The 16001-nt window shown below is 54.7% G+C and carries 38 protein-coding genes and 1 tRNA gene; 22 read left to right on the top strand and 17 right to left on the bottom strand.

The window, feature by feature from the left end; translation table 11 throughout:
• Positions 1-294: 294 nt before the first annotated feature.
• Positions 295-816 (top strand): DNA cytosine methyltransferase, encoded by a 522-nt coding sequence (locus PIB16_RS19330; RefSeq protein WP_271046254.1) that lies wholly within the window; start codon positions 295-297, stop codon positions 814-816.
• 118 nt (positions 817-934) lie between these two features.
• Here the strand turns inward: PIB16_RS19330 and PIB16_RS19325 are convergent, their stop codons facing one another.
• From PIB16_RS19325 to PIB16_RS19260, 14 genes are all read right to left on the bottom strand, one after another.
• Entirely contained in the window at positions 935-1567 is a 633-nt protein-coding gene (locus PIB16_RS19325) for an HNH endonuclease signature motif containing protein (protein WP_271046233.1), read from the bottom strand.
• A gap of 159 nt (positions 1568-1726) precedes the next feature.
• Positions 1727-1867: a hypothetical protein gene (locus PIB16_RS19320; RefSeq protein WP_174039446.1), complete on the bottom strand. Its 141-nt coding sequence runs from the start codon at positions 1865-1867 to the stop codon at positions 1727-1729.
• Positions 1864-2262, bottom strand: coding sequence for a recombination protein NinB (locus PIB16_RS19315; RefSeq protein WP_271046232.1), 399 nt, complete (start codon positions 2260-2262; stop codon positions 1864-1866). Before PIB16_RS19315 ends, PIB16_RS19320 begins: the two co-directional genes overlap by 4 nt.
• Before the next feature lie 8 nt (positions 2263-2270).
• Entirely contained in the window at positions 2271-2735 is a 465-nt protein-coding gene (gene ssb, locus PIB16_RS19310; protein ID WP_271046231.1) for a single-stranded DNA-binding protein, read from the bottom strand.
• Positions 2735-3655: a phage recombination protein Bet gene (bet, locus tag PIB16_RS19305; RefSeq protein ID WP_271046230.1), complete on the bottom strand. Its 921-nt coding sequence runs from the start codon at positions 3653-3655 to the stop codon at positions 2735-2737. The genes ssb and bet overlap by 1 nt, the downstream gene beginning before the upstream one ends.
• Entirely contained in the window at positions 3643-3933 is a 291-nt protein-coding gene (locus PIB16_RS26785) for an AP2 domain-containing protein (RefSeq protein ID WP_442866791.1), read from the bottom strand. Before PIB16_RS26785 ends, bet begins: the two co-directional genes overlap by 13 nt.
• A 206-nt stretch (positions 3934-4139) precedes the next feature.
• Positions 4140-4646, bottom strand: a complete 507-nt coding sequence (locus PIB16_RS19295) for a siphovirus Gp157 family protein (protein ID WP_271046228.1) — start codon at positions 4644-4646, stop codon at positions 4140-4142.
• Positions 4630-4878, bottom strand: coding sequence for a hypothetical protein (locus PIB16_RS19290; protein WP_271046227.1), 249 nt, complete (start codon positions 4876-4878; stop codon positions 4630-4632). The genes PIB16_RS19295 and PIB16_RS19290 overlap by 17 nt, the downstream gene beginning before the upstream one ends.
• The gene (locus tag PIB16_RS19285) at positions 4878-5369 is read right to left on the bottom strand and encodes a hypothetical protein (RefSeq protein ID WP_271046226.1); all 492 of its coding nucleotides are present in this window, start codon (positions 5367-5369) and stop codon (positions 4878-4880) included. The genes PIB16_RS19290 and PIB16_RS19285 overlap by 1 nt, the downstream gene beginning before the upstream one ends.
• A gap of 48 nt (positions 5370-5417) precedes the next feature.
• Positions 5418-5654, bottom strand: coding sequence for a hypothetical protein (locus tag PIB16_RS19280; protein WP_271046225.1), 237 nt, complete (start codon positions 5652-5654; stop codon positions 5418-5420).
• Positions 5655-5692: 38 nt separating this feature from the next.
• Complete coding sequence (locus tag PIB16_RS19275) at positions 5693-5962, bottom strand: hypothetical protein (protein WP_271046224.1); 270 nt, start codon at positions 5960-5962, stop codon at positions 5693-5695.
• A gap of 5 nt (positions 5963-5967) precedes the next feature.
• Positions 5968-6309: a hypothetical protein gene (locus PIB16_RS19270; RefSeq protein WP_271046223.1), complete on the bottom strand. Its 342-nt coding sequence runs from the start codon at positions 6307-6309 to the stop codon at positions 5968-5970.
• A gap of 38 nt (positions 6310-6347) precedes the next feature.
• Entirely contained in the window at positions 6348-6560 is a 213-nt protein-coding gene (locus tag PIB16_RS19265; RefSeq protein ID WP_271046222.1) for a hypothetical protein, read from the bottom strand.
• Between the two features lie 35 nt (positions 6561-6595).
• Positions 6596-6748 (bottom strand): hypothetical protein, encoded by a 153-nt coding sequence (locus tag PIB16_RS19260; protein ID WP_271046221.1) that lies wholly within the window; start codon positions 6746-6748, stop codon positions 6596-6598.
• Between PIB16_RS19260 and PIB16_RS19255 the strand changes: the two genes are divergently transcribed.
• Positions 6741-6929, top strand: a complete 189-nt coding sequence (locus PIB16_RS19255) for a hypothetical protein (RefSeq protein ID WP_271046220.1) — start codon at positions 6741-6743, stop codon at positions 6927-6929. The genes PIB16_RS19260 and PIB16_RS19255 overlap by 8 nt on opposite strands.
• A 513-nt stretch (positions 6930-7442) precedes the next feature.
• Here the strand turns inward: PIB16_RS19255 and PIB16_RS19250 are convergent.
• Both PIB16_RS19250 and PIB16_RS19245 read right to left on the bottom strand, forming a co-directional pair.
• Complete coding sequence (locus PIB16_RS19250; protein ID WP_271046219.1) at positions 7443-7898, bottom strand: hypothetical protein; 456 nt, start codon at positions 7896-7898, stop codon at positions 7443-7445.
• On the bottom strand, positions 7898-8236 hold the full coding sequence (locus tag PIB16_RS19245) for a helix-turn-helix domain-containing protein (protein ID WP_107341755.1): 339 nt from the start codon (positions 8234-8236) through the stop codon (positions 7898-7900). Before PIB16_RS19245 ends, PIB16_RS19250 begins: the two co-directional genes overlap by 1 nt.
• A 104-nt stretch (positions 8237-8340) precedes the next feature.
• On the opposite strand from PIB16_RS19245, the gene PIB16_RS19240 reads away from it, so the two are divergent.
• The 6 genes from PIB16_RS19240 (at position 8341) to PIB16_RS19215 (ending at position 9919) form a co-directional block, all read left to right on the top strand.
• Positions 8341-8553 (top strand): helix-turn-helix transcriptional regulator, encoded by a 213-nt coding sequence (locus PIB16_RS19240; RefSeq protein WP_107341756.1) that lies wholly within the window; start codon positions 8341-8343, stop codon positions 8551-8553.
• Positions 8550-8870: a hypothetical protein gene (locus tag PIB16_RS19235; protein ID WP_271046218.1), complete on the top strand. Its 321-nt coding sequence runs from the start codon at positions 8550-8552 to the stop codon at positions 8868-8870. The genes PIB16_RS19240 and PIB16_RS19235 overlap by 4 nt, the downstream gene beginning before the upstream one ends.
• 3 nt (positions 8871-8873) lie before the next feature.
• Positions 8874-9092, top strand: coding sequence for a hypothetical protein (locus PIB16_RS19230; protein WP_271046217.1), 219 nt, complete (start codon positions 8874-8876; stop codon positions 9090-9092).
• A complete protein-coding gene (locus PIB16_RS19225) occupies positions 9089-9217 on the top strand; it encodes a hypothetical protein (RefSeq protein WP_271046216.1) in 129 nt (42 codons plus the stop codon). Before PIB16_RS19230 ends, PIB16_RS19225 begins: the two co-directional genes overlap by 4 nt.
• Complete coding sequence (locus PIB16_RS19220) at positions 9217-9552, top strand: hypothetical protein (RefSeq protein WP_271046215.1); 336 nt, start codon at positions 9217-9219, stop codon at positions 9550-9552. Before PIB16_RS19225 ends, PIB16_RS19220 begins: the two co-directional genes overlap by 1 nt.
• A gap of 97 nt (positions 9553-9649) precedes the next feature.
• Entirely contained in the window at positions 9650-9919 is a 270-nt protein-coding gene (locus PIB16_RS19215) for a hypothetical protein (protein ID WP_271046214.1), read from the top strand.
• A 3-nt stretch (positions 9920-9922) separates the two neighbouring features.
• On the opposite strand, the gene PIB16_RS19210 is transcribed toward PIB16_RS19215, so the two are convergent.
• Positions 9923-10201 carry a hypothetical protein gene (locus PIB16_RS19210; protein ID WP_271046213.1) on the bottom strand — a complete coding sequence of 93 codons (279 nt, stop codon included), beginning with the start codon at positions 10199-10201 and terminating at the stop codon, positions 9923-9925.
• 93 nt (positions 10202-10294) lie between these two features.
• Here PIB16_RS19210 and PIB16_RS19205 point away from each other — a divergent pair, with 93 nt between their 5' ends.
• The 14 genes from PIB16_RS19205 to PIB16_RS19140 all read left to right on the top strand — a co-directional run bounded on the left by PIB16_RS19205 (position 10295) and on the right by PIB16_RS19140 (position 15997).
• Entirely contained in the window at positions 10295-10510 is a 216-nt protein-coding gene (locus PIB16_RS19205) for a hypothetical protein (protein ID WP_271046212.1), read from the top strand.
• A gap of 19 nt (positions 10511-10529) precedes the next feature.
• Positions 10530-10793, top strand: a complete 264-nt coding sequence (locus PIB16_RS19200; protein ID WP_271046211.1) for a hypothetical protein — start codon at positions 10530-10532, stop codon at positions 10791-10793.
• Complete coding sequence (locus PIB16_RS19195; RefSeq protein ID WP_271046210.1) at positions 10790-11002, top strand: hypothetical protein; 213 nt, start codon at positions 10790-10792, stop codon at positions 11000-11002. The genes PIB16_RS19200 and PIB16_RS19195 overlap by 4 nt, the downstream gene beginning before the upstream one ends.
• On the top strand, positions 10999-11787 hold the full coding sequence (locus PIB16_RS19190) for a DNA cytosine methyltransferase (protein WP_271046209.1): 789 nt from the start codon (positions 10999-11001) through the stop codon (positions 11785-11787). The genes PIB16_RS19195 and PIB16_RS19190 overlap by 4 nt, the downstream gene beginning before the upstream one ends.
• Complete coding sequence (locus PIB16_RS19185; protein ID WP_271046208.1) at positions 11784-11984, top strand: hypothetical protein; 201 nt, start codon at positions 11784-11786, stop codon at positions 11982-11984. The genes PIB16_RS19190 and PIB16_RS19185 overlap by 4 nt, the downstream gene beginning before the upstream one ends.
• Positions 11984-12346, top strand: coding sequence for a hypothetical protein (locus tag PIB16_RS19180; protein WP_271046207.1), 363 nt, complete (start codon positions 11984-11986; stop codon positions 12344-12346). The genes PIB16_RS19185 and PIB16_RS19180 overlap by 1 nt, the downstream gene beginning before the upstream one ends.
• Entirely contained in the window at positions 12343-12966 is a 624-nt protein-coding gene (locus tag PIB16_RS19175; protein ID WP_271046206.1) for a helix-turn-helix domain-containing protein, read from the top strand. The genes PIB16_RS19180 and PIB16_RS19175 overlap by 4 nt, the downstream gene beginning before the upstream one ends.
• 17 nt (positions 12967-12983) lie before the next feature.
• On the top strand, positions 12984-13604 hold the full coding sequence (locus PIB16_RS19170) for an HNH endonuclease (RefSeq protein ID WP_271046205.1): 621 nt from the start codon (positions 12984-12986) through the stop codon (positions 13602-13604).
• Positions 13588-13746 (top strand): hypothetical protein, encoded by a 159-nt coding sequence (locus tag PIB16_RS19165; RefSeq protein WP_271046204.1) that lies wholly within the window; start codon positions 13588-13590, stop codon positions 13744-13746. Before PIB16_RS19170 ends, PIB16_RS19165 begins: the two co-directional genes overlap by 17 nt.
• A 17-nt stretch (positions 13747-13763) precedes the next feature.
• The gene (locus PIB16_RS19160; RefSeq protein ID WP_271046203.1) at positions 13764-14387 is read left to right on the top strand and encodes a transcription termination/antitermination NusG family protein; all 624 of its coding nucleotides are present in this window, start codon (positions 13764-13766) and stop codon (positions 14385-14387) included.
• Positions 14388-14508: 121 nt separating this feature from the next.
• Positions 14509-14586 (top strand) — tRNA-Met (locus PIB16_RS19155).
• A gap of 438 nt (positions 14587-15024) precedes the next feature.
• Positions 15025-15201, top strand: coding sequence for a hypothetical protein (locus PIB16_RS19150; RefSeq protein WP_271046202.1), 177 nt, complete (start codon positions 15025-15027; stop codon positions 15199-15201).
• Positions 15202-15231: 30 nt separating this feature from the next.
• Entirely contained in the window at positions 15232-15408 is a 177-nt protein-coding gene (locus PIB16_RS19145; protein WP_271046201.1) for a hypothetical protein, read from the top strand.
• Positions 15409-15730: 322 nt separating this feature from the next.
• Complete coding sequence (locus PIB16_RS19140) at positions 15731-15997, top strand: spike base protein, RCAP_Rcc01079 family (protein WP_271046200.1); 267 nt, start codon at positions 15731-15733, stop codon at positions 15995-15997.
• The last annotated feature ends 4 nt before the right edge of the window (positions 15998-16001 follow it).

Here is a 16001-nt window from a genome sequence, read left to right as displayed (position 1 = left end):
ATCAGATTTAGAGTCAAAGGCCACCTTTTTAGATATCAGATATGGACTTTTATCAGATATCTACTAAAGTGCCAATCAGATATCTAATTGGAGGCGCGATTCTTGGCCAGGGCCTACTATAACGAGATAGACCCATATGCGGCGCAGTGGCTCCGCAACATCATAGCGGCTGGCCACATTGTGCCAGGAGACGTGGACGAAAGGAGCATAGTGGATGTCGACGCAGACGACCTCAAAGGTTATGAGCAGTGCCATTTCTTCGCCGGGATCGGCGGATGGAGCCTCGCTGCAAGAATGGCAGGATGGCCCGATGAAAGACCTCTTTGGACAGGTTCTTGCCCCTGCCAGCCGTGGTCCAGGGTTGGCCGCTCGGAGGGCTTCGATAGCGACAAGCACCTTTGGCCAAGCTGGTTCTCCCTCATCCAGCAAAGACGACCTGCTGTCATCATGGGAGAGCAGGTTGCGACAGCGGCTGGACGTGGCTGGTGGGACGAAGTGGCCAACGATCTGGAAACGTCAGGTTACGCCTGCAGGGCGGCAAATATCCGAGCTTTGTCTGTTGGGTCGCCACAAGAGAGACGGAGACTCTGGTTTGTTTCCCACGCCGCTGGCCAGCGAAAGAGGTTACCGGAAAGCGAAGTTCGCACAGGGCGGAACGTCGCTGAGCACAATTCTTGGTGGCATTCCGAACCCGCCGTGGGTCGCGTGGCTGATGGGGTTTCCGGAACTCTGGACGAACTTGGCCCCCTCGGGAACGCCATCGTCCCGCAAGTCGCCGCGGAACTGATTGCCGCATTCATCGACGTGACTCCATAGCCCGTTCGCCCGGTCCGCTCCGAGCTTTGATCCACTACTCGGACCGGGCGAACTACCACCTGAACAAGACGCTTAGCACCCTAAAGTGAGGGCATCGAACATGAACCCAACAGAGGACTTAGCAACTCAATATGAGGGAAGGCCGTATTTTATAAATTGCTGTTGTGCTTACGGAAAACTTCTCAGCCAATGACGCACCGGTATCGGTGCTATTCCGAATTTCTAATACCTGGTCAGCGTTGAGGCGTGATGTGTTGACCGCTGAGCCTCGGACGTGCCCGCCGCGCATTCTTTTCTTTGCTGCTGCGTCGTCCATGTTCTGCTGGTGTGTCCCTAGCCAGAGATGGTTCGGGTTCACGCAACCGGGGTTGTCGCAGCTGTGGCAAACAAACAGATTGCCATCGATATGACCGTTCGTGAGGGTGTACGAAAAACGAGATGCCAAGCGAGGCTTATTGCCGTTGTCGAACATTCCGTAGCCGCGCTCGTTCTTTCGTCCTTGCCACTCCCAGCAATCATCGATCCCTTTTTTGCAGACTCGATCCCAGAACCGCGTCGAGAGATTTGCCAAAGCTTTTTTCTTGCGATCAGCCCCTTTGCAAGCTGTGGAGCAAAACTGCGGCTTGGCGCTTCTCGACGCACATATCGCGTAACCCCGGTCAAACGGAATATGGCAGTTGTGGCAAATGACGTCGCGGGACCGCTGCAACGCTTCTAGCTTAGTCTTGCGGGTAAATTCAGAACGGGGCATTTGACTTCCTCGCAATGAATTTGGCCAGCCGCCTCCAGAATGGCAGACGGGCATTGATCTCTCTCTGGAGACGCTTCGTTGTCTCGTCTCGCTTGGCGATGTATGCCAGCGTAGACGGTCGAGCATGGGGATAACGCTTCAAATGATCGTGGATCGTGGTCATTTCCCCTCCAATGCTCTTTGATAGATGAGCGGGTTTGGGAGGGACACGCGAACCAGTTTGTGACCGTCGTGAAGCTCCAGCCGCTTCTCAAACTCGATGACGATTTTCTCTGGTGATGCTGAGACAATGCGGGTCATGCTGCTGCCCTCGCTTCGGAATCCGGTTCAGTCCAGACGACGCCGTTTTCAGCGCCGTACTGGTAAATTGTCTCGATAAGATCGGCCATCTGGCGCTTTGTAAGCTTTGAAGAACTGAACCCGACCGGGAACGGCTGGCCGTTAAGCCCCATCTCGAATTGAACCGAGTGGCCGCAAGCGTGCATGAACAGCGCTTTCCATACCTCTGGTGTCTGGCATCGGCCGTTCGGCTTGGCGCGGCTGACATCGGAAAGCATCGCCCAGAGCTTGGAATTTTGGTCCAGCGTACGCTTTGCCTCGGTGACCCTTACAACTGCGTCAGCCGGAGCAAGGTCGATGAGGCGCTTCGCAAACTCACGTTGCGATTTGCCATGGAGGATGACAGTTTGAGCCATGGCGCACCTCAAAATGGAATATCGTCGTCAAGGTCGCGGTCAAAGCTTCCTTGATGATGGTTGGTCTGCTGGCGCGAAGGTTCGCGGTTTCCCTGCCGCTGCTGATCCTGCCGTTCTTCCTGCTTCGGTGCATCCAGCAGGATCATCTTTGCGTCGAAACCCTGCATGACCAACTCCGTCGAATATCGATCGTTGCCGGATTGGTCCTGCCATTTGCGCGTCTGGATTTTGCCTTGGATGAGAACTCGGCTGCCCTTCTTGGTGTACTGCTCGATGACCTTGCAAAGACCCTCGACAAAACAGACGACGGAAACCCACTCCGTCTTTTCCTTGCGCTCACCAGAATTGCTATCGCGCCATGTCTCGGAAACTGCAACGCGCAGGTTGGCAATAGGCCTGCCGTCCTGAGTGCGGCGAATTTCCGCATCAGCGCCGAGACGGCCGGTGATTGTGATTTGGTTGAGATCAGACATTAGGCCGCTTCCTTCTTGCTGGATTTGGCCTCAATGGCCTTCTTGATTGCGAGGGCATCGCCGGGGTGCTTGGCCCAGAAAAGGCGCAGTGGCTCGCGGTTGGCGTCTGCCCACTTCCGCACTGTCTCGGCGCTTTCATCATTGATGAACTGAAGTGCGCGGTCGGCAAGCTGGCCAACTGGCACGTTTTCAAGCGCGTAATTGTCGCCCCAGGTGAGGGTGATTGAATCCTTGCCGCCAATGGCGCGCATCCGGCTTTCTTCCTTCTCGTGCTGCACGATTTCGGAAGCGGTGATGTCGATCACCTTGGCGCGGTCCATTTCGGCCTCGTCGTAAAGGCCGGTGAACTGTTCCGGCCAGCCAGCGCGCAACGCCTGCATTTCAGCGCACTTGGCAATCATGAGTCGTGGCATCCGGCACCAGTTGCCGGAATTGTCTAGAACCCTCTTGCCGGTCGGCTTCCGCTTTCCTGCATCCTGATCGTAGACCCACTCATCGGTAACGGGCGCCATCTCGTCCCAGAATGCCTGTCCAGCGACCTCGTACCATTCCCCCGACCGGGGATCCTGCTTCCAGAGGTATGTTGTCACTGCCACGACGCCCTGAGGATTGAGCGGAGAAATGAGATCCTTGTCAATGTCGTAAATTGGGGGCTTAGAAGCAGGCCGGTAATCGCCGCATCGCTGCGCAATAACACGTTGCCCGTCGCGGCTAACAATGATTGTCATTTTCCGCTTCTCGGCGCTCCCCTTGTTGAATACCATAGGAATTATCTGCCCGAGGAACGGATCAAGCCCCTTCGCGCTGGCGACCTCCATAAACAGTGAGAACTCGTCATCGTTGCAGTCCTTGGCAACGGTGCTTTTAACCAACGCGATTTGCCGCGGGGTCATCTGGAAGCGTGTGGCTACTTGAGACATGCGAACTCTCCATGATGGATGGTGACGGCAGCGGCACGAGCGGCAGCAGCCTGTTCTTTCGTTTTGAATTTTCCAAGGTCAATCCTTCGCCCGCCCGCATTGATGGACGCGCGCCATTTGCCAGACGTCTTTTCCCAATAGACGCCGCGAACCCCGCTCTTGTTCGAAGAACGAACGGTCTGGTTGGCCATGTTTTGGGCATGGCTGGCCTCTCGGAGGTTCAAAAAGGCGTTATCGCGCTTGATGAGGTTACGATGGTCCACCTCAACGTCTGGCATGACTCCCGTTTCATGGAATACAGCCAACCGGTGAGCCTGATATCGAACCCCATCGATCATTATACGGATGTACCCTGAGGAATTTGCTTTCGAAGGTATGCTGCCGACAGCATTTCGCGGCCCCTTACCAGTCAGCTTGCGAATGAAGACGCCGACGATCGGATCATACCAAAAGAGCTCCTTGAGTCTTGAAACCGTTAGCTTCGTCATTTTCGCCTCACGGTCAGGCTGAACGTCCCGTTATCCAGAGACGCGCCGGGGATGGATTTTGATTTGACGGCTTCGGCCAATGCCTTCTTGTCGAGCTTTGGCGCGGGGCGCTCTTGCTCAACCCAGAACGACGCCGGAATGTCGGCCTCATTGGTGATGACGAGCGAAGGCCCGGATTTGCGCAGCGTGATCGTTCCTGTTGGCAGGCGAAGCGAAAATTGCTCTGTTTCCAGCATGGCGCGCTCAATCAGGGCGCGGATGCGGTCGGCGCGGTCTTTCTGCTGCTTCTTTCGCGCCTCAAGGACTTTGAGCTTTTCATCGATGCCGACGATGAGGATTTCGCACTCGTCAATTTCAGCGAGGGCGGCGGCGATAGCTTCAAGAAGGCTGGTTTCGCCTTCGATGCTGTCGGCCACAAGCTGCTCGTCGTCAGCCGGCAAATCGGCTATAAGCTTCTTTGCGGCTTCCGTTTGGCGCATCAGGTTCCTATCGGCGGGCAACATGAAAGTTCTCCTGATCAATAAGCGCCATACGCTCGGCCTTCGGCATGCCGACGAACAGGAACGACGCTGAAATGATTGCGATGGTTAGAAGCCCGGTGATGAGGCGGTTCACGTCTCTGCGAAACTCTCTGGTAGACTGGTCGATCTGCTTTTCGCAATTTCGGAGCCGGATGATGATCTCGGTCGGATCATCCGCTTCTTGTGTGTTGGTGGTGGAGAAAGCGGAGGGCATCACGATCTCCCCTCGGCGCGGGCATGGTCGGAATACCGGGATTCCTTAAGCTTCTGGAGAGCGCCAATGCCCGCTTCAATCCACTGTCTCAAAGCCTTAGAAAGATTGTCATTTCGAAAATCGAGAGCGTCTTGAAAGTGCTCAATACCTTCCATCGGCTCGATGAGGGCGTTCAGAAAATTAAACTTGGCGATTAGTTCCTGAGCAACCGCGTCCTGAGTGTCCCATTTTGCGCCCATGGTCTCGCAGAAATCGGCCCAATCTTTAGCCATCAGATCGCATTGACGGACGCGCTCACGGCGATCCATTTCAACGTCAGACGCGAGACGGCTGATTGGATAATCGTTCGGCAGGCTACCAATACTTGGCCCTGCCAGAACCTTTACGGTAACGTCGATATCGTCACGAAGGCTATTGGCGGCAGCTTCGGTCGCGGACCAATCACGGCGGCTTATGGCTGCATGCAATTCATTGATAAGCTTGATGCTCATTTCCTGCCCCTTCATATCTCTGTTACTCTGACAAAGCCGGTGGGTTGGTTAGAAGTCGTCTCGGTCAGCGGCATCCATCTGCTCTCGCTCTGAAATGACCTGACGGTTATTGTCGTGGGCATCGACGCAGACGGCGCAGAGCATTACCCTTTCGCCAAGGTCGTCCCGATAGCTAAGGCGACGTCTCGAAACCTTCTGGCATCCGTCGCAAATCGCTTGGTATGTGTTGACGTCGTTTCTATCCCAGTCGAGTTCGTCATCGCCCCATGCTGCCCAGTCGCTCATCTTCCCTATCCCTTGTCTGAAGCCCTATGCGGGTCGGCTCAAAACGGCAGATCGTCGTTGGTGTCTCGTTCAATTTTCGGATCAGTGTCCGCAGCCCGCTGGAGCATTGCGTCTGAGATCGCAAAAGCTCTCTCGGCTATATGTTCAGGCTTGAAATCACTGTCGGCGTCAGCGGCAAGAATCCCCTGCATTGCTGCGATGGCCGTGCGAAATCGGATGCTCATTCCTTCCGCCTGCATGTATCCGCCGGCCAGGTAAGCTTCGATCGGATAAGCTGGGCCGCCGGTTGTCTTCGCGCGTTCTGTCATAGCCATCACTCCGCCGCTTCCAGACGACCGATGACGGCGCCGTGGGCGATGGGGTTGAAGCTGTTGCGCATCGCGTTGTAGGCGACTTGGACGGACAGGTTGTCGTCGGCTGCAAGTTCGCGGCGGTCGTCAGTGACGCGCTCGGCCCAAGTCCGAATATCGAACTCATCGGCAATGCTCTCACCGACACGGCGCACCATTTCGTAGCGGTCGACACCGACCACATCACAGCGCTCGGAAACCGTCTCGTCGATCAGCGACTGGATTTCATCGGCCGTGTAGAACTTGACCGGTGTCTCCAGCAGAACCGTGTCGCCGTCATTCCAGCGAACGGTGATGAGAAGCATTTCATCTTTTCCGATTGTGTAAGCTGGCTTTTCCATGATCACGCCCCCAAGTACTGCAAGACGGTGGCGCGATCTGCGTCGGTGACAGGAGTTGGCTGCCAGCGGTCTTTGTAATCGGCAGCACCACTCAGAACGATTTCGCGAATGCGGGCCATGAGCCTCACTGGCTCGTCAGCGAGACCTTCGGTGTATTTCGCCTGCATCAGGGCCTTGTTGGCCATTGCGTGGTGCATGTGGAGAAATGCGGTCATTTGCTCATCCTCAGTGGTTGAGATCGAATTGGAGATCAGGCGCAAAGGTCTTCGCCAGCGGCGTTGATGCAGCGAATTTTTACGCCCTGATTGCGCATGCGGTTTATGAGAGTGTTCAGATCAACGATCGAACCGACGTGCTGAAGAAGAGCCCATTCCTTGCCAGTGAAGTACTCAACCTTGAACATCGTCGTCATCTCCGGTTCTTGTGGTGGCAGCGAGATCGGCGGGTGTTGGTGCTTCTTCGTCGCTGCTGATGATTTAAGTTGGCACAAAGCCAACTCCGATGCAATAGGTGCGGATAAAAAAAGTTGGCGTCTAGACAACCTGGTTGGTTTCATGCCAAAAGAAAAGCGCCGGAGGGGTTGATCCTACCGGCGCTCGAATGCAGAACATTGATGAACATTGCCTAACACATCACAACAATTGATGGAATAGGCAAAAGCTGCTTCGAGGTGCTGAAAATCACAAAATCTTGGGTCTGCTCGGAGGTTCCCGCCAAGATTGAGTGTTCGGAGGCGCAAGGGCAGCGGTCTTTTGAAGTTTCACCCGCGTCACCGATCAACCCGGCATATGAAATGGACGCGGTATCGATGCCAGTCTCATCGAGCGGAATCGAACGGGGTTGATGGCCCGCCGGGGTAACGCGTTTGCAGCGCGCCGGGAAACTGAAGCAGCTTATACCGAGCGCCGAAAAAAGGGCGCTTGCTCGTATCGGGGATAAATCAGCCTGACCAGCTGGAGAAAAAGACTTCCCCCGGTGTTGGACCCTGTAGCGGCAGGGAAATCAAACCGAGCTTCAGGAGAGGTTGGTTCCACGGATGCTAGTGTCGGCAGGATCGGCGCAGGACTGGATGGTTGTGTTAGAGACCATCTAAATGACTAGGTTACGCCTACTCTAGCACGATACTCTTCCATCGCCTGTTCAAAAGCGTGTTGAACCGCTAATCCCATTGTGAATGGCCTCTCAGACTTGTAGCAAGCCATTTCCCCTAAAATAAAGGCCGCTTTATTCCTTGCGTCCTTTTCGCCGTCACCATTTTCAATCACGCTTGATAGGTAATCTATGTGATCGAAATGACTGCGAGTGCTTGGGAAGTTGAACTGATGAAGCTGAGCTTTATAAATTCTGACCAGCTTCCTCTTGATGAAAAGCGGATAACATATCCAGAACTTTATCAGTGACCATATACCCACAAGCGCCGGCAGAACCCAAAGAACGGCCAGAGCCATGAAGAACATGAAAAACTTATCTGGGCGCTGGTCTAAGTATGTGAGGATGGAGGCGATAGCCAAATCGAACATTGAAAATACGGCTATCGGCCACAGTTTGTTCATCATATCGCCTTGCGGAGTTTGAAGGTAGCGAACTCAATTATCTCCGCCCTAATCTCGGGCGGCGCATTCCTTAGCAGATCATCAATGCTTGGCCTGTCAGGGTCATGGAATAGAGCACCAGGTTCGATATCCAGTGCTTCAGCTAATGCAGCTTGAACATCCATTGTCATCCCGCGCTCGCTTCTTTCCCAGCGGCTAATCTGGTCTTTCCCTGTAGCCTTGCCGTCTTCACCAATAGGTAACCGATCAGCTAATTGTTGCTGCGTCAGGCCTTTCTTGACCCGCCATTCTTTTAAAAAATGCCTAAGAGGCTTTGAGGGACCGATTCTTGTAACCATGTCAGAATCGTAGTTGCTGAAAGGGCAACTGTAGACAGCCGCGTTGCCAACATTTTTTTCGTAAGCCCCTTGCCAACAGGTTGGCTATATGACAACTATATGGAATGGCAAACGAGCACGCACTCACCGTTTGGCGCAAAAGCCAAAACCTCACACAAGACGACCTCGCCGGGAAACTCGGCGTGTCACGATGGATGGTGAATAGGCTTGAGGTTGGGGAAAGGACCCCTTCTTTCGATCTGGCCATCAAGATTCAAGAGATTTCCAAGGATGCTGTGAAGCCGATTGATTTTGCAAAACGGGAGCCTGCGGAATGACCGACAAAGAGATTGTCAACACAATCAACATTGATCCACCGACAGGGCGGCAGATTGAAATCTACGATGTCTGTATTTGGCTCCTCAGGGTCTTGGACAGAAAGGGCAAGAGGCTTCCATTCGTGGCAAGCGTCTTCGATTTCTACCTGAAACGTGGCGCCTTGTCTGAAAAGCAGAGCGATGCCCTCCAGTCGATCTTCGACAGCACCGTAGAAATGTACGAACGTAACGCACTCGGATGCCAAGGCGTTGTCGCCACAGATGATGGGTCTGAAACGAAAGTCGTCAGCCTCTCCTCGGCACGTAAGAGGAAATAGCGCATGACATGGTCCACCAACATCACCGAAGCCCAGACAGGCGATTACGTGTGGTTGGCTCTGCCGTGTGGGAAGGTCGTCAAGTCTTGGTGGATAAAAATCAAGAGCTACGGCGGGTATTTCGCTGGTGTCGATCCACTGGAAAAGCCCATCGCTTGGCAACCATACGCCGCCCCCATTCATCCGTTCGAACTCGCAAAGCAAGAGGAGAGCGCATCGTGATCTTCGAGATCGTCAAAACCGGCCTCCTGTGCGCCGCTGGTCTTATCGCCACCGCTGGTGCGTTCCTCTTTTACGTCGCCTGCGTAATCAACAGAGAAGACCCGGATAGCGAGGAGTGGGATTGATGGAGTGCAATTTCACGGTTGGGCAGAAGGTCGTGTGCGTTGCGAAGTCGCCCCAACCAAAGGATATCCAGAATTTGATGAACCTTTGGGGGCAGCGTGGACCCTCGATTGGAGACATTCTTACTATCAGGTCGATCTATTTCGGCGTGGTTATGGGGAAGAAAACTCCATGCCTACTTTTTGAGGAAATAAAGAACCCGCCGCTTCCTTATGCGGAAGGCGACAGAGAGGGTGGATTTGCTCATTACCGGTTCCAACCAGTTACCGAGCGCAAAACCGATATCTCCATCTTCAAGGCGATGCTGAACCCGTCGAAAGAGCAGGTGCCAGCATGACCACTCGCCCTCCCAAGCCCAAACCCATCAACATGCAGTCCCTCCAAGCCGAGCTAATGGCAGAGGTAGACCGCATTAACCGAGAGAAGGCAGCGCGATGAAACTCCAAGGCTACGAAGCTCAAGCTTTCAAGGCTTGGGAAGAATGCTCTGAGGATTTTAGCGTCATCGGTTTTCAGGCTGTCAGCCAGCGTACTAGCCTTGACCTTGCAAAAGTGAGGCGCGCGGTTCGTGGTCTTGCTCGCAAGGGTCTTCTCCAGTTTTACAGAATGTCTTGGACGGATGACGGAACACCGAACGGGGCTGGATACGGACTGACAAAAGCAGGAGCAGAACTCCGCGATAATCTGAGCGGCACGTCCCCCTGACGCTCAGCGCGGGCTGATATCTTCCCTCTCCTCCCGGGTATCAGCCCGCATCTTTATCCTCGGGAAGCCACCACGCAGCCTAAGCAAAACTGGCGCGATCGCTTCTCCGACTTGAATGAAAGCTGATGGCAAGTGCGGCTCGCCATCAGCATCCAAAGAGCGGGGCGGCGGCAGATTGCTCTTTGGAAACGGAATTAGGTTCGTCTGATGCGGCGGGCCGGGATCGCGGACATCGTTGCAAGCTTTGCCTGCTATCCCATCATTTTCATGCCTGTGGCCCATCTGCGTCTCCTTAGTACGAGGAGCAGATAACCACAGGAGTCGGACAAGGTGTTGTCGAACCGTGACAAGCATACGTCTATCAAGGACAAGGCAATGAGTGATGTAGCGTACGCGCAAAACATGTTTTCTGAGGCTTTCCCGAAAAGTCGGTTTGGCTCGGTCAAGGCCATGCTTTTCGAAGCCCACAAATACGTCAACCGTCGCACCACTAAAGATTTCACTGTACGTTGCGGCTCAAGCTGGCAGACCGGTGGCGTCGTCAGGCGCATCACAAGGCTGATCTTGCGGATTGGATCTGTCCAGAACTAAGAGATGGAGGCGAATTTTAATGACTGTCTACGGAGAGCCTTCAGTTCATAAGCAAGGAGCCGTCATAGCAGGAAACTGCTGGGCTAAGTCTCCACAACAAGTGATGCTTCTTGAAAAAATTCTTGTTGAAGCCATGGCTCAATACAAAGGGCAATCAGAACAATCTCTGCTGGCTAAATGGCATCAGGACGCTGTTAGCACTTTGCGCCGGTCGAAAGCCGAGAAGTGGCCCGGCTGGGAAGATCATTATCCGCTAGCCTTCAAGCCGAGGAGCGGTAAATGACCTCCGAACCCACCTTCAACTCCTACGAAGAGATGGCAGACGAAGCCGACAAGTATGAGGTCGAGCTTCAGGACTGGCTATCCAAGTTCAGCAGCGGCCCGAAGAAGTGGCCTGACATCAACATTGCGAGCAAACGGCGTCGTCTGGCATGGGTCCAGAAGATTGGAGAGCTTTGCCGGCGCGCTGCGCAGAAGCGGGGTGCGGCATGAGCAAACTGCGCGTCCTCGATCTGTTCAGCGGAATTGGTGGTTTCAGCCTCGGTCTTGAGCGGACTGGTGGCTTTGAGACGGTCGCCTTCTGCGAAATCGAAGAGTTCCCACGCCGCGTACTGGCAAAACACTGGCCGAAGGTGCCTTGCTACCATGATGTCAGAACCCTCACAGCAGATGTCCTTCGAAACGATGGGATTGCCGTTGACGTCATCTGCGGCGGCTTCCCGTGCCAAGACCTCAGCGTCGCTGGGAAAAAGCTTGGCTTGGCCGGAGAGCGTTCAGGGCTCTGGTCTGAGATCGATAGACTGGTTGGCGAGCTACGACCGAAATTCCTCATCGTGGAGAACGTTGCAAACCTGCTTGCTGGCCCAAGCACAAAGCCAGGCGGATGGTTTGGCAGAGTTCTCGGGGATCTGGCCGAGCGCCGGTACAATGCGGAATGGAGAAATATTCCAGCATGGGTCATGGGACGCCCTCATGAACGCGAGCGCGTCTGGATTGTGGCCTACCCCGAGCAAGAACGATGGGAGGGGGTTCTACCGAATTTCCTATCAAAGCGCGAAGCTGAGGAGTTCGGGCAAGGTCAAGCGTCAATTGCACTGGCTGCATCGAGCGATCTTGACGCAAGGGCTAGAAGGGTCTTGGACAGCGAACCATTGTGTTTCCCTACAAATGATGGGGTTCCCGACCTGGTGGCTAAACTTGGAGCCTGCGGGAACGCCGTAGTGCCTCAAATACCAGAATTCATCGGCAGGAGAATTTTGGAAAGGATCGCGGCATGACGAACGCACTTACTCTCCTGCGCGCCGGCTACGACACAGCCGAGATAGCCGAAATCCTCAAGACCACCGAAGCCAAGGCCTACAACGAGATAACCAGGCTTCGCGAGGTAGAGCGCAAGGCCAGATACAAGGCCTTCACCTTCTGCACGAAAGAAGAATCTCGCGGCAAGATCCCGTATGCAGGGAGGGAATACTGATGACCGAAGACATCAAGACAATTCTGGCCGCCTGCGTTGGTGAAGACCTTGCAGACGCCCTCATCGAACATCGCAAGAAGACGGTAAAGAAGCCTCTGACCGCCTATGCAGCAAAGCTTCTCGTCAAGGAATACGAGAAGACCGGGCACCCACAGGAAGCGGCCGAGATGCAGATACTGCACGGCTGGCAAGGTTTCCGCTCCGACTGGTTCACCAACGCCCGCGCCAAGCTTCCGCACGCCGGGACAGATCGACCGCCGCCATTCGGCACATACAGCGTTTCACCCGTCGCCCGCACTGCGGAAAGCCGGGAAGAATACATTCGCCGCGAGAAAGAGCGTGAAGCGAGGAGTTTCAGATGAACGTGCACCAGCCCCAGCCAATGACGGAGCTACAGCGCCAGCACCTTGCGCATAAGGAGCGGCAGAGGCGCTTTGCGGCGGCGGCTTTAAAACGCGAAAGCGACAGGAACCCCAAACCTCAACTGGTGTACATCAACCCTATTCCAATTAAAGAGCATAGCAAGATGCTGATGGCGCCATTGGCGAAACATTTGTCCGAACAGGCAACGCCTGAATGGAAACGAAAAGCAGTCTGTTTTGACGCCCATATTCGGCAGTGGAGGATAGAAACCGGTCAGCAGGTGTTTGTAAGCTGCAAGGACTTCATCCGGAAACGCAGCGTCGAACTCGGGTATGATTATGAGACGATGATTGGGCCGATCAAAACAAGGCCTGTTGCTCGGGCGCGCCACATCATCATGTGGGAGATCAAAAACTTTGTGAAGCCAGAGATCAGCTATCCCGAACTTGGGCGGCAGTTTGGCTCACGTGATCATACCAGTTGCCTGTGGGCTGTTTCAAAAATTCAGGAGGAAGTTAATAAAAATCAGGGCCTTAGTAGTGAAAATATGGTCTCGATGTGGTATAAAAATCGAACCAAGAAAGGGCTGCAACCCGATCTTGGTTCTAACCAAGAGTAGTCCGGTAGGAGCTATAAATGGCTGCGCTTACACAAGCACGAGCAAAGGAATATTTCAACTATGACCCATTGACAGGCGCTCTTTTTTTTAGGGAGCGACCGAAACACGAATTTACCCCCGCAACGTACGCAAAGCATCTGAAGAAGGTGGGGAGGCGTGCAGGCGGCATTATGAAGCTGGAGGGGTATAGAAAAGTCTGCGTTGATGGCAAATACCATCCTGCCCATCGTATCGCTTGGCTCATAATGACCGGCGAACATGTTCAATACCCTGACTTCGAAATAGACCACATCAACGGCAATCCAGACGATAACCGCTGGGAGAACCTTCGCAAGGTCACCAAAAGCGAGAACCAAAGGAATGCTCGCCAGAGGATAAACAACACCTCTGGCGTTCATGGCGTCAACTGGAAGCCAAAATACAACAACACCCCCGGAGATGGGCGGTGGGTTGCAAGAATATGGAACGGCCCACGGCACGTTTACCTTGGATCGTTCCGGACGCTGCATGAAGCAAATATAGCCAGAAAAGCGGCTGAACGTGTTTTAGGCTTCACCAGAACAGACGAGGCCCCGAGCGATTTTGCCCATCGGCGCAAGGCAGCCAAAGAGGGGAGGATGAATGAACACCATTTCTAAGCCAATCCTCACCGCAAAGGCGGCCGGCTCAGATCGCAAAAAGCGAGAGACAGCCATTCACCGCATCATAGATCAATACCAGCAAGGGCGCGGCGCATCGGCCTGCATGGATGAAATCAAGCGCATTCTCGGCAGAAAGTAACAGAAGGGGCGGCGGGCATGAAGAAAACGAAATGGTGCGCAATACGGCCAATGCCGGGCACACAGCGAATGGCGTCTCTGGCTGCAAATCTACCGGCAGGCCGAGAAGGCGAAAGCATCATAGAGCGCAATCTGCGTAATGAGGGCATCGACGTCTATATGCCGTCATTCTGGCAAGACGTTCGACACCAGCGCACGAACAAGGTGATCGCCAAGCGATTTCCGCTTCTCGTCGGTTATGTCTTCGTCAACATCACCGATGGCGATTACGAAAAGGTTCGGAAGACAGACGGCGTGATGTGTTTCCTCAAGGCATCACGCGACGGAGCGCCGGCCGTATTCCGTGATGCTGAAGACATCGGCCTCTTGATGCTGGCCGACATGGAGCGCAAGGCTGTCTACACCAGAGAGCGCGAGGAACGGCAGAGGCTTGCCGATCAACAGCGGCGCAATGCTCTCAACCGCCAGCTTGGATTGATATTACCAAAAGGCCGACGCAAGAAGGTCTCCATGCGATATGCAGCAGAGCAGGCCATGAATGAACTGTCGCCAGCCACCCGCGAAAGAGTTCTGTTGATTCTCAAGGAATTGGAGGGGCTTGAAGGCGATGGCCCTCTTGCAAATCTCGCGATGGCAAGCTAATGTTTCGGCGTGATTTGGGTGTTCGGTCGGACCTTTCGTTATTACCAAAGGGAATACTCGACGGCCTAGCTTAACCTTCGCGCGACCGAGGGTTAGAAAAGCGCACCCAAAATTCAGTTTATGTCGGTGTAGAGCAGCCCGGTAGCTCGTCAGGCTCATAACCTAAAGGACGTGAGTTCAAATCTCACCACCGCAACCAAACACCTCATGCATCCCGAAGCTCTGGGTTCTACCAGTAGCCGGGCCACGGTTCGGCTAGGGAGCATGAGGGACCAAATCGCCCAACAGGGCAACGGAATGCGAGGCGGCGCTGAAACGCAGAAGCGCACTTAGAGGTGGGAAACCGCTACGGCGGCGAGTCCGGTCTATGGCGAAAAGCAGCAGCTTACAAACCGGAGCCACGGTAGCGTGTGGCCCTCGCAGCAAATCAGGAAGGCGGGCATAGCTCGTGAAGGTCGCGATTTACTCGGGGTCGTTCCTTCCTGCCTACGGGTAAAGGACGGCGACAGGGACCATAGAGCGCCGCGACCGCGCACCCAAGCGATCCGAACAAGTCGCCAGCAAGGTGCGGTTCCGAACCCATTCCACCAGCCCCGCCCGTAACAAGGTGGGGCTGCATTCGTTTCAGGAGATGAATATGTTCGGAAAGCTTATCAGCACCGTGGTTGACGTTGCCACGCTCCCTGTGTCTGTCGCCGTGGATGCCGTCACTCTCGGTGGCGCGCTTGTCGATCGCGACGAGCCTTACACCGTATCCAAAGCCAAGCGCATCGGCAAAGGAGCCGGCAAGGTTATCGAAAAGCTGGCTGAGTAACCCCATTCCCCCGCCCACATGGAGAGAGCGATGACGCCGGAAGAGCGCGCCAAGAAAATTGACGCTGCTGAGCATGACGCGTTTCTCATATTGCATTGGGCAAAGCGCGCCGCCGATAACGGCCATGCTGAAAAGGCTTCTCATCTGGCTCAAACGGCAGTTGGCATAGCGCAGGCTGTTGCCTTGCTCAAAGTCCCCACCCCATGACCACCACCGAGCAAGAGCGGGAGCCAAACCCGCAGATGATGTTTGGCGATCCTGTAAGCGGCTGGCACGACCATTTTGCATGGTTCCCGGTCCGCACATACGATCAGCGCCTTGTCTGGCTTCGCTGGGTACGGCGTCGGTGCATCCAGAAGCATCAGTATCTGCACGGCGGGTCTGACTTCTGGTGGCAGTATTACCTGCCTGCGTAGAAAACCATTATCGCGAAATGCCAACGAAATGCCACCTGCCCACCGGCTGGATAAAGCATTTCTGGAATAGTTTTGCGCCCCGACCGGAATAACCCCAGATAGGGAAGAGAACAATGGCAGCAACCGATCTCGCAAACGCAAGCAACAGCATTACCGCTCCTGCCGGCAGGTTCGCCGCAGTGACGCCGAGTGACAGCGTTGACCTGACATATCTGACCCGCGCGCTTTATGTAGGTGGCGATGGCACTGTCGTCGCAGTCGATGCGAATGGCACGGCTGTTTCGTTCGTCGGTGTTGTTGCTGGTACGGTGCTGCCGATCCGCGTGTCTCGGGTTAACGCGACCAACACGACGGCGACCAACATCGTGGCGATGTGGTGAGCAG

This window comes from Agrobacterium sp. ST15.13.015 (assembly GCF_027871645.1).
In the GTDB taxonomy this organism is placed as follows: Bacteria; Pseudomonadota; Alphaproteobacteria; order Rhizobiales; family Rhizobiaceae; genus Agrobacterium; species Agrobacterium leguminum.
The sequence above is the reverse complement of the archived record's forward strand: the minus strand, read 5'-3'. Positions and strand labels throughout refer to the sequence as shown.

Excerpts from the sequence above, each read along its gene's own strand:
- PIB16_RS19330 (WP_271046254.1), top strand. The coding sequence starts at position 295 with ATGGCAGGATGGCCCGATGAAAGACCTCTTTGGACAGGTTCTTGCCCC.
- PIB16_RS19325 (WP_271046233.1), bottom strand. The coding sequence starts at position 1,567 with ATGCCCCGTTCTGAATTTACCCGCAAGACTAAGCTAGAAGCGTTGCAG.
- PIB16_RS19320 (WP_174039446.1), bottom strand. The coding sequence starts at position 1,867 with ATGACCCGCATTGTCTCAGCATCACCAGAGAAAATCGTCATCGAGTTT.
- PIB16_RS19315 (WP_271046232.1), bottom strand. The coding sequence starts at position 2,262 with ATGGCTCAAACTGTCATCCTCCATGGCAAATCGCAACGTGAGTTTGCG.
- ssb (WP_271046231.1), bottom strand. The coding sequence starts at position 2,735 with ATGTCTGATCTCAACCAAATCACAATCACCGGCCGTCTCGGCGCTGAT.
- bet (WP_271046230.1), bottom strand. The coding sequence starts at position 3,655 with ATGTCTCAAGTAGCCACACGCTTCCAGATGACCCCGCGGCAAATCGCG.
- PIB16_RS26785 (WP_442866791.1), bottom strand. The coding sequence starts at position 3,933 with ATGCCAGACGTTGAGGTGGACCATCGTAACCTCATCAAGCGCGATAAC.
- PIB16_RS19295 (WP_271046228.1), bottom strand. The coding sequence starts at position 4,646 with ATGTTGCCCGCCGATAGGAACCTGATGCGCCAAACGGAAGCCGCAAAG.
- PIB16_RS19290 (WP_271046227.1), bottom strand. The coding sequence starts at position 4,878 with ATGCCCTCCGCTTTCTCCACCACCAACACACAAGAAGCGGATGATCCG.
- PIB16_RS19285 (WP_271046226.1), bottom strand. The coding sequence starts at position 5,369 with ATGAGCATCAAGCTTATCAATGAATTGCATGCAGCCATAAGCCGCCGT.
- PIB16_RS19280 (WP_271046225.1), bottom strand. The coding sequence starts at position 5,654 with ATGAGCGACTGGGCAGCATGGGGCGATGACGAACTCGACTGGGATAGA.
- PIB16_RS19275 (WP_271046224.1), bottom strand. The coding sequence starts at position 5,962 with ATGACAGAACGCGCGAAGACAACCGGCGGCCCAGCTTATCCGATCGAA.
- PIB16_RS19270 (WP_271046223.1), bottom strand. The coding sequence starts at position 6,309 with ATGCTTCTCATCACCGTTCGCTGGAATGACGGCGACACGGTTCTGCTG.
- PIB16_RS19265 (WP_271046222.1), bottom strand. The coding sequence starts at position 6,560 with ATGACCGCATTTCTCCACATGCACCACGCAATGGCCAACAAGGCCCTG.
- PIB16_RS19260 (WP_271046221.1), bottom strand. The coding sequence starts at position 6,748 with ATGTTCAAGGTTGAGTACTTCACTGGCAAGGAATGGGCTCTTCTTCAG.
- PIB16_RS19250 (WP_271046219.1), bottom strand. The coding sequence starts at position 7,898 with ATGAACAAACTGTGGCCGATAGCCGTATTTTCAATGTTCGATTTGGCT.
- PIB16_RS19245 (WP_107341755.1), bottom strand. The coding sequence starts at position 8,236 with ATGGTTACAAGAATCGGTCCCTCAAAGCCTCTTAGGCATTTTTTAAAA.
- PIB16_RS19240 (WP_107341756.1), top strand. The coding sequence starts at position 8,341 with ATGGCAAACGAGCACGCACTCACCGTTTGGCGCAAAAGCCAAAACCTC.
- PIB16_RS19235 (WP_271046218.1), top strand. The coding sequence starts at position 8,550 with ATGACCGACAAAGAGATTGTCAACACAATCAACATTGATCCACCGACA.
- PIB16_RS19230 (WP_271046217.1), top strand. The coding sequence starts at position 8,874 with ATGACATGGTCCACCAACATCACCGAAGCCCAGACAGGCGATTACGTG.
- PIB16_RS19220 (WP_271046215.1), top strand. The coding sequence starts at position 9,217 with ATGGAGTGCAATTTCACGGTTGGGCAGAAGGTCGTGTGCGTTGCGAAG.
- PIB16_RS19215 (WP_271046214.1), top strand. The coding sequence starts at position 9,650 with ATGAAACTCCAAGGCTACGAAGCTCAAGCTTTCAAGGCTTGGGAAGAA.
- PIB16_RS19210 (WP_271046213.1), bottom strand. The coding sequence starts at position 10,201 with ATGGGCCACAGGCATGAAAATGATGGGATAGCAGGCAAAGCTTGCAAC.
- PIB16_RS19205 (WP_271046212.1), top strand. The coding sequence starts at position 10,295 with ATGAGTGATGTAGCGTACGCGCAAAACATGTTTTCTGAGGCTTTCCCG.
- PIB16_RS19200 (WP_271046211.1), top strand. The coding sequence starts at position 10,530 with ATGACTGTCTACGGAGAGCCTTCAGTTCATAAGCAAGGAGCCGTCATA.
- PIB16_RS19195 (WP_271046210.1), top strand. The coding sequence starts at position 10,790 with ATGACCTCCGAACCCACCTTCAACTCCTACGAAGAGATGGCAGACGAA.
- PIB16_RS19190 (WP_271046209.1), top strand. The coding sequence starts at position 10,999 with ATGAGCAAACTGCGCGTCCTCGATCTGTTCAGCGGAATTGGTGGTTTC.
- PIB16_RS19185 (WP_271046208.1), top strand. The coding sequence starts at position 11,784 with ATGACGAACGCACTTACTCTCCTGCGCGCCGGCTACGACACAGCCGAG.
- PIB16_RS19180 (WP_271046207.1), top strand. The coding sequence starts at position 11,984 with ATGACCGAAGACATCAAGACAATTCTGGCCGCCTGCGTTGGTGAAGAC.
- PIB16_RS19175 (WP_271046206.1), top strand. The coding sequence starts at position 12,343 with ATGAACGTGCACCAGCCCCAGCCAATGACGGAGCTACAGCGCCAGCAC.
- PIB16_RS19170 (WP_271046205.1), top strand. The coding sequence starts at position 12,984 with ATGGCTGCGCTTACACAAGCACGAGCAAAGGAATATTTCAACTATGAC.
- PIB16_RS19165 (WP_271046204.1), top strand. The coding sequence starts at position 13,588 with ATGAACACCATTTCTAAGCCAATCCTCACCGCAAAGGCGGCCGGCTCA.
- PIB16_RS19160 (WP_271046203.1), top strand. The coding sequence starts at position 13,764 with ATGAAGAAAACGAAATGGTGCGCAATACGGCCAATGCCGGGCACACAG.
- PIB16_RS19150 (WP_271046202.1), top strand. The coding sequence starts at position 15,025 with ATGTTCGGAAAGCTTATCAGCACCGTGGTTGACGTTGCCACGCTCCCT.
- PIB16_RS19145 (WP_271046201.1), top strand. The coding sequence starts at position 15,232 with ATGACGCCGGAAGAGCGCGCCAAGAAAATTGACGCTGCTGAGCATGAC.
- PIB16_RS19140 (WP_271046200.1), top strand. The coding sequence starts at position 15,731 with ATGGCAGCAACCGATCTCGCAAACGCAAGCAACAGCATTACCGCTCCT.